Genomic DNA, 7,595 nt, shown 5'->3' with positions numbered 1-7,595 from the left:
CCCGCGCGGCCCGCGCGGCGCTGGCCGACCTGGGGGCGGTGTCGGTGGTGACCGACTCGGTGCGCCGCGCGCTGACGGCTGCGCGCCGGCGTGCCGACGTCGCGGTGCTCGATCCGCCCCGGACCGGGGCCGGTCGGGAGGTGGTGGACCGGCTGGCCGCCGCGGAAGTCCCGCGGATCATCCACATCGGTTGTGAGGCAGCGTCATTCGCGCGCGATATCGGCCTCTACCGGGCCCGCGGATACCAGGTCGAGGACCTCCGGGTGTTCGATTCCTTCCCGCTGACCCACCACGTCGAGTGCGTCGCGGTGCTGCGACGATAGTGGGCGTGATCTGGACGGGTGGCATAAAATATGGCATTGGTGTGCCGGGAAGCCTGGTCGGCGAGTGACTCGTCGACTCCGACCGAAAGCAGGCTGTGACTTCTAAACCCCGCGGACAGCAGGTCAAACGAGCGCTCTTCGCTCGCGGCTCCTGGGCCGAGACGAGCAGGATCTCGGAGATCCTGCGCAAGGAGACCGTGGGTGGCGTGATCCTGCTGGTCGCCGCCGCCGCCGCGCTGGTGTGGGCCAACTCGCCCTGGAAGGAAAGCTACTTCGGGGTCCGCGATTTCATCCTCGGCGGGCACTGGCTGGGCCTGCACCTGGACCTGTCGGTCGGCGAATGGGCCGCCGACGGGCTGCTGGCGATCTTCTTCTTCGTCGTCGGGCTCGAGCTCAAACGCGAGTTCGTCGCCGGGGACCTGCGTGATCCCGGGCGCGCGGCGCTGCCCATCGCGGCCGCCGTCGGCGGGATGGTGGTTCCCGCGGTGATCTTCGTCGCGTTCACCGCCCGCGTCGGCGACGGCGCGCTGCAGGGGTGGGCGATTCCGACCGCCACCGACATCGCCTTCGCCGTGGCGGTGCTCGCCGTCATCTCCACCCACCTGCCCTCGGCGCTGCGCACCTTCCTGCTGACGCTGGCCGTGGTCGACGATCTGCTGGCGATCACCGTCATCGCGATCTTCTACACCGATTCGATCGTCATCTGGGCCCTGCTGGGCGCGTTGATCCCGCTGGGGCTGTTCGCGCTGGCCGTCCAGCGCGGTGTGCAGTCCTGGTGGATCCTGGTGCCCCTGGGCATCGTGACGTGGGTCATGGTGCACGAATCCGGGGTGCACGCCACCGTCGCCGGCGTGCTGCTCGGCTTCGCCGTCCCGGTGCTGCGACCGGCCACCAAGAACGGCGAAAAGGTCGAGACGAGCATGGCCGAACACTTCGAGCACCTGCTCCGGCCGATCTCGGCCGGGTTCGCCATCCCGATCTTCGCGTTCTTCGCCGCCGGGGTGAACATCGGCGGACTCAGCGGGCTGGGCCGCGCCCTGACCGACCCGATCACGCTGGGCATCATCTTCGGCCTCGTGCTCGGCAAACCCATCGGCATCCTGCTCACCACGAGGGTGTTGTCCTCGGTGTCGCGGGCCAACCTGGACTCGTCGCTGCGCTGGGTGGACGTGCTCGGGGTGTCCATGCTGGCCGGTATCGGGTTCACCGTGTCGTTGCTGATCGGCGATCTGGCCTACGGGCTCGGCTCCGAACGTGACGAATTCGTGAAGATCGGCGTGCTGAGTGGTTCGCTGCTGGCCGCCGCACTGGCGTCGGCGCTGCTGTTGACCAGGAACGCCACCTACCGGCGCATCTGCAAGGAAGAAGCCGTCGACCAGGACAGCGACGGCGTGCCCGACGTGTACCAGTCTCGACAGGACTGACCCCGACCGCCGTGCGTAGACTGGCGTAATGCTTGAACAGATCCGCGGTCCCGCTGATCTGCAGCACCTGACACAGGCGCAGCTCGAAGAGCTGGCCCGGGAAATCCGCGACTTTCTGATCCACAAGGTCGCGGCCACAGGTGGGCATCTGGGACCCAACTTGGGCGTCGTGGAACTGACGCTGGCGCTGCATCGTGTCTTCGACTCGCCGCACGACCCGATCCTGTTCGACACCGGGCACCAGGCCTATGTGCACAAGATGCTCACCGGGCGCTGCCAGGACTTCGACACGCTGCGCAAGAAGGACGGGCTGTCGGGTTATCCGGCGCGGGCCGAGAGCGAGCACGACTGGGTGGAGTCCAGTCATGCCAGCTCGGCGTTGTCCTATGCCGACGGCCTGGCCAAGGCCTTCGAGCTCAACGGGCACCGCAACCGGCACGTGGTCGCCGTGGTCGGCGACGGCGCGCTGACCGGCGGGATGTGCTGGGAGGCGCTGAACAACATCGCCGCCTCCGGTCGGCCCGTGGTGATCATCGTCAACGACAACGGCCGCAGCTACGCCCCGACCATCGGCGGATTCGCCGAGCACCTCGCGGCGCTGCGCCTGCAGCCCGGCTACGAGCGGGTGCTGGACGAGGGCCGCAAGGCGGTGCGCGGAGTCCCCGTCATCGGTGAGTTCTGCTACCAGTGCATGCACAGCATCAAAGCCGGCATCAAGGACGCGATCTCCCCGCAGGTGATGTTCACCGACCTGGGCTTGAAGTACGTCGGCCCGATCGACGGGCACGACGAGCACGCGGTGGAAAGCGCCCTGCGCCACGCCCGCGGCTTCAACGCCCCGGTGGTGGTGCACGTCGTCACCCGCAAGGGGATGGGCTATCCACCGGCCGAGAACGACGAGGACGACCAGATGCACGCCTGCGGGGTCATCGACCCGCAGACCGGTCTGGCGCGTTCGGTTCCGGGCCCGGGCTGGACGTCGACGTTCTCCGAGACGCTGATCCAGCTCGCGGCGAAGCGCCGCGACGTGGTGGCGATCACCGCGGCGATGCCGGGGCCGACCGGGCTCAGCGCATTCCGGCAGCGTTACCCGGACCGGTTCTTCGACGTCGGGATCGCCGAGCAGCACGCCATGACCTCGGCGGCCGGGCTCGCGATGGGCGGGATGCACCCGGTGGTGGCCATCTACTCGACGTTCCTGAACCGGGCGTTCGACCAGATCATGATGGACGTCGCGCTGCACAAGCTGCCCGTCACCATGGTGCTGGACCGGTCGGGAATCACCGGTCCCGACGGCGCGAGCCACAACGGCATCTGGGATCTGTCCATCCTCGGTGTGGTGCCCGGCATGCGGGTCGCGGCCCCGCGGGACGGCGCCCGGTTGTCCGAAGAACTCGCCGAGGCGCTCGACGTCGACGACGGGCCGACGGCCGTCCGCTTCCCGAAGGGCGATGTGGGCGAAGACGTTCCGGCGCTCGAGCGGCGCGGGGGTGTCGACGTGCTGGCCGCACCCGCCGAGGGCCTGTCCGGCGATGTGCTCATCGTGGCGGTCGGCCCGTTCGCCACGATGGCGCTGGCGATCGCCGAACGGCTGCGCAAGCAGGGCATCGGGGTCACCGTGGTGGACCCGCGCTGGGTGCTGCCGGTGCCGGCGGAGGTCGTCGCGATGGCCGCCGAGCACAAACTCGTCGTCACCCTCGAGGACAACGGGGAGCACGGCGGGGTCGGCTCGGCCGTCTCGAGTGCGCTGCGCCGCGCCGAGATCGATGTGCCGTGCCGGGACGCCGCGCTGCCGCAGGAGTTCTTCGCGCACGCCTCACGAGGTGAGGTGCTGGGTTCGGTCGGGCTGACCGATCGCAACATCGCCCGCCAGATCACCGGCTGGGTCGCCGCGCTGGGGACTTCGGACAGCGATCAGGAAGTCAGCCAGCAGCTCGACTGACCCTCGCGCGCGGGCCGGCGCTCAGTTCAGGCCGGCCAGCGCCGCGGTCAGCACCGGCACGGTGAGTTCGCGTTGCCATTGCCGGGCGGCGGACTCGCGCAGGAACGCCTCGACCGCGGTCGCGGTTCCCTCGGTGTCGCCGACCGGTTCCCAGTCCCAGCACAACCGGCGCACCGTGTCGGGGGACAGCAGGTTCTCCACCGGCACGCAGACCTGCTCGGCGAGCAGGTTCAGGCCCGACCGGGCGGCCTCCAGACGCGCGGCGGCCTCCGGCTTGCGACGTGCCCACCGCGACGCGGGAGGCGGACCGTTGGCGGGTTCGGCCGAGTTCGGCGGATCGGTGGTGGTCCGGGCCCGGGCCAGCGCATCGAGCCACACCTGGGCGCTGCGCCGCTGCTTGGAACCCCCGAAGATCGGGAGCGCGGTGAGCTTGTCGACGGTGTCGGGATCGGTGGTCGCGGCGTTGACGATCGCGCTGTCGGGCAGGATCCGGCCGGGCGCGATGTCGCGGCGCCGGGCGATCTGATCCCGGGTGGTCCACAGTTCACGCACCGCGGCCAGCGCACGCGGGTTGCGGATCTTGTGGATACCCGACGTGCGGCGCCACCGGTCCCGGCGGGTGGGTGCGGCTTCGAAGGTCCGCAGGAACTCGAACTCCTGGCGGGCCCACTCAGTCTTGCCCTGCTCGGCGAGCACCGCGGCGATCGCGTCGCGCAGCTCGGCGAGTACCTCGACGTCGAGGGCCGCGTAGTTCAGCCAGTCATCGGGCAGCGGCCGCTTGGACCAGTCCGCGGCGCCGTGCCCCTTGGTCAGCTGCAGACCCAGCAACCGCAGCACCATCGCGGCGAGGTTGACCCGGTCGAATGCGGCCAGGCGCCCGGCCAATTCGGTGTCGTACAGCGACACCGGCCGCATCCCGAGCTCGGCCAGGCACGGCAGGTCCTGGTCGGCGGCGTGCAGCACCCATTCGTCGGTGGACAGCACCTCGGCGACCGGGGCGAGCACCTCCACCGGGTCGCCGCCGTGACTGACCGGGTCGATCAGCACGGTGCCGGCCCCCGCCCGCCGGATCTGGATCAGGTAGGCGCGGTTGGAGTAGCGGAACCCGGAGGCGCGCTCGGCGTCGAGGGCGAACGGGCCCGAGCCGGACGCGAGCAGGTCGGCCGCGCGGGCGATCTCGCCCCGGCTGGCCGACACCCCGGGCACGCCGTCACGCGGGGCCAGCAGGGGGGTTCCATCGGGTTGCGCCGGCTGGGCTTCGGATTCGAGGGCGGAACCGGCGGAGTCGGACTCGCTCATCGAGCTCAGGCGCGTGACCGCGAGTTCAGGTCGGTCACCCCGGAGGGCGGCAGACCGGCGGCGTGCTCGAGGACCTCGCAGAACGCCTCGACATGGGGGCCGAGCTCGAGCGTGGTCGCGGTCCACGACGCGCGCAGCTCGAGTTGATGGGCGCGCGGGGGGCCGGAGATGTCCCCGTAGCGCACCGAGGTGGTGGCGGTGACGGTGCCCCCGAGCGCGGTGACGTGCTCGGCACGCTGCTCGAGCGCGTCCACCAGCCAGCTCCAGGCCACTTCGGGCAGCAACGGGTCGACGGCCTCACTGGAGTCCAGGTCGGCCTGGATGTAGGCGACCAGGCGCATCGTCCCGTCCCAGGCGTCGGCCCCCTCGGGGTCGTGCAGCAGGATGAGCCGTCCGAACGCGTCGCCCTCGGATCGCTCCGGGATGATCGCGGTTTCGGCGTGTTTGATCTCGGCGCCGAGCGCGTAGCTGAACGGCGCCAGCCGCTGCGGCGGCCGGATGGGACCGAGCTCGATCTCCGGTCGAACGGTGGTGGCATTCATCGCCGCCACCGCTTCACGGAACTGAGCCGGTTCGGCGGTGGTCACGCCGTCTGACGCTAGTCCATACCGCCTGGTCTGTGGTCATGGCGCGCCGATTCGCCGGGAGGTGGACATGGCACCATGGGGATCGATGAACACGCGCCGCGAGCTGCCCGAATCCCCGTACCTGGCCGCTGTGGCCGGGCGCAAACCGAACCGGGTGCCGGTGTGGTTCATGCGCCAGGCCGGCCGCTCACTGCCCGAGTACCGGGCGCTGCGGGCCAAGAACACCATGATGGCGGCCTGCTTCGATGCCGACCTGATCACCGAGATCACCCTGCAACCGGTGCGCAGGCACGGGGTGGACGCGGCGATCCTGTTCTCCGACATCGTGGTCCCGCTGCGGGCCGCCGGTATCGACGTCGACATCGTGCCCGATGTCGGACCGGTCATCGAGCGTCCGGTGCGCAGCCGTGCCGATGTCGCGGCGATCGCGCCGTTGGAGCGTGAGCGGGTGGCGCCGGTGGCCACCGCGGTCACCCAGCTCACCGGGGCGCTCGGCGCGGTGCCGCTGATCGGCTTCGCCGGTGCGCCGTTCACCCTGGCGTCGTATCTCGTCGAGGGCGGACCCAGCCGCAACCACGAGCGCACCAAGGCGATGATGCTCGGGGATCCCGACACCTGGCACGCCTTGATGACCGCGCTGACCGATGTCACCATCGCTTTTCTGCAGACCCAGATCGACGCCGGTGTCGACGCCATCCAGGTGTTCGACTCGTGGGCGGGCACGTTGTCGCTGGCCGACTATCGTGCTCACGTGCTGCCGCACAGCACCCGCGTGTTCACCGAACTGGCCGGCCGGGGCGTCCCGATGACCCACTTCGGGGTCGGCACCGCCGAACTGCTCGGCGCCATGTCCGAGGCCGTCCGCGGTGAAGGGGCCGGGCATCCGACCCCTGCCGTGGTCGGGGTCGACTGGCGCACCGCGCTGGCCGATGCGGCTACGCGGGTCCGGCGCGGCTGCGCTCTGCAGGGCAACCTCGACCCGGTGGTGCTGCTGGCGGGGTGGCCGGTGGTGGCGCGTGCGGTGCGCGATGTCGTCGAGGACGGCCGGCGCGCGATCGACGCAGGTGCGGTCGGTCACGTGTTCAACCTCGGCCACGGCGTGCTGCCCGGTACCGACCCCGAGATCATCACCGATGCCGTCGCGCTGGTGCACGAGCTGTGACCACATCCGCCGGCCCTCGGTATTGCGTTGTCGGAGGAGGGATTTCGGGCCTGGTCGCAGCCTACCGGCTGCGGGTGGCGGCCGGCCCGGACGCCTCGATCACGGTGCTGGACCCGGCCGACCGGCTGGGCGGGGTGCTGCGCACCGAGCGCATCGGTGGACAGCCCGTCGATGTCGGGGCCGAGGCGTTCGTGGTGCGGCGCCCCGAGGTGCCCGCACTGCTGGCCGAGTTGGGGTTGTCGGACAAGCAGATCGCCACGACCGGGGCGCGCCCGCTGATCTACAGCGAGGACCAATTGCATCCACTGCCCGCCGGCACCGTCAACGGCATCCCGTCGCAGCCGTCCGCGCTGGCCGGTCTGGTCGACGAGGCCACCATCAGGTGGATGCTCGATGAGCCGGCACGGCCGTTCTCCTGGCGCCCGGGCGCCGATCCGACGGTGGCCGAACTGGTCGGCGACCGGTTCGGCGAGCAGGTGGTGGTGCGTTCGGTCGACCCGCTGCTGGCCGGGGTGTACGCCGGCTCGGCGGCGACGATCGGGATCCGTGCGGCGGCGCCGACCGTGGCGGCCGCACTGGACCGCGGAGCGCGCAACCTGACCGAGGCGGTCCGCACGGCGCTGCCGCCGCCGGCCCCGGGATCGGTGTTCGGTGCTCTCGACGGCGGCTACACGGTGCTGCTCGACGAACTGGTCCGCCGTTCGGCGCTGCGCTGGGCGCAGGTGGCGGTCCGCGAGCTGGTGCAGCAACCGGGTGGCTGGGAGCTCGTGGACGACGAAGGCGCCCGGTGGGCCGCCGACGCGGTCGTGCTCGCCGTGCCCGCGCCCCGTCTGCCCCCGCTGATCTCCGGTGTCGCGC

General features: G+C 70.9%; 6 protein-coding genes and 1 pseudogene. 5 read left to right on the top strand and 2 right to left on the bottom strand.

Annotated features, from left to right (window positions below; translation table 11 throughout):
- The 3 genes and pseudogenes from ACXAID_RS25935 to dxs form a co-directional block, all read left to right on the top strand.
- Nucleotides 1–323, top strand: a pseudogene (locus ACXAID_RS25935) (class I SAM-dependent RNA methyltransferase); the annotation flags it as partial.
- Nucleotides 324–418: 95 nt separating this feature from the next.
- Nucleotides 419–1,747 carry a Na+/H+ antiporter NhaA gene (nhaA, locus tag ACXAID_RS25930; protein ID WP_475025048.1) on the top strand — a complete coding sequence of 443 codons (1,329 nt, stop codon included), beginning with the start codon at nt 419–421 and terminating at the stop codon, nt 1,745–1,747.
- Nucleotides 1,748–1,775: 28 nt separating this feature from the next.
- Nucleotides 1,776–3,689: a 1-deoxy-D-xylulose-5-phosphate synthase gene (dxs, locus tag ACXAID_RS25925; RefSeq protein ID WP_475025047.1), complete on the top strand. Its 1,914-nt coding sequence runs from the start codon at nt 1,776–1,778 to the stop codon at nt 3,687–3,689.
- A gap of 21 nt (nt 3,690–3,710) precedes the next feature.
- On the opposite strand, the gene ACXAID_RS25920 is transcribed toward dxs, so the two are convergent.
- Nucleotides 3,711–4,988 carry an HRDC domain-containing protein gene (locus tag ACXAID_RS25920; protein WP_475025046.1) on the bottom strand — a complete coding sequence of 426 codons (1,278 nt, stop codon included), beginning with the start codon at nt 4,986–4,988 and terminating at the stop codon, nt 3,711–3,713.
- 5 nt (nt 4,989–4,993) lie between these two features.
- Entirely contained in the window at nt 4,994–5,530 is a 537-nt protein-coding gene (locus ACXAID_RS25915) for a DUF3000 domain-containing protein (protein WP_475025049.1), read from the bottom strand.
- A 130-nt stretch (nt 5,531–5,660) separates the two neighbouring features.
- Here ACXAID_RS25915 and hemE point away from each other — a divergent pair, with 130 nt between their 5' ends.
- Together hemE and ACXAID_RS25905 are read left to right on the top strand one after the other, a co-directional pair.
- Nucleotides 5,661–6,737 carry a uroporphyrinogen decarboxylase gene (gene hemE / locus ACXAID_RS25910; RefSeq protein ID WP_475025045.1) on the top strand — a complete coding sequence of 359 codons (1,077 nt, stop codon included), beginning with the start codon at nt 5,661–5,663 and terminating at the stop codon, nt 6,735–6,737.
- Nucleotides 6,734–7,595, top strand: an 862-nt coding sequence (locus tag ACXAID_RS25905; protein WP_475025044.1) for an FAD-dependent oxidoreductase, incomplete at its 3' end; no start/stop codon positions are given. The genes hemE and ACXAID_RS25905, both read left to right, overlap by 4 nt.

This window comes from Mycobacterium sp. ABE4_509 (genome assembly GCF_056160785.1).
The sequence above is the reverse complement of the archived record's forward strand: the minus strand, read 5'-3'. Positions and strand labels throughout refer to the sequence as shown.

What these genes read in the sequence shown, in the direction of transcription:
- dxs (WP_475025047.1), top strand. Translation starts at nt 1,776, where the DNA reads ATGCTTGAACAGATCCGCGGTCCCGCTGATCTGCAGCACCTGACACAG.
- ACXAID_RS25920 (WP_475025046.1), bottom strand. Translation starts at nt 4,988, where the DNA reads ATGAGCGAGTCCGACTCCGCCGGTTCCGCCCTCGAATCCGAAGCCCAG.
- ACXAID_RS25915 (WP_475025049.1), bottom strand. Translation starts at nt 5,530, where the DNA reads ATGAATGCCACCACCGTTCGACCGGAGATCGAGCTCGGTCCCATCCGG.
- hemE (WP_475025045.1), top strand. Translation starts at nt 5,661, where the DNA reads ATGAACACGCGCCGCGAGCTGCCCGAATCCCCGTACCTGGCCGCTGTG.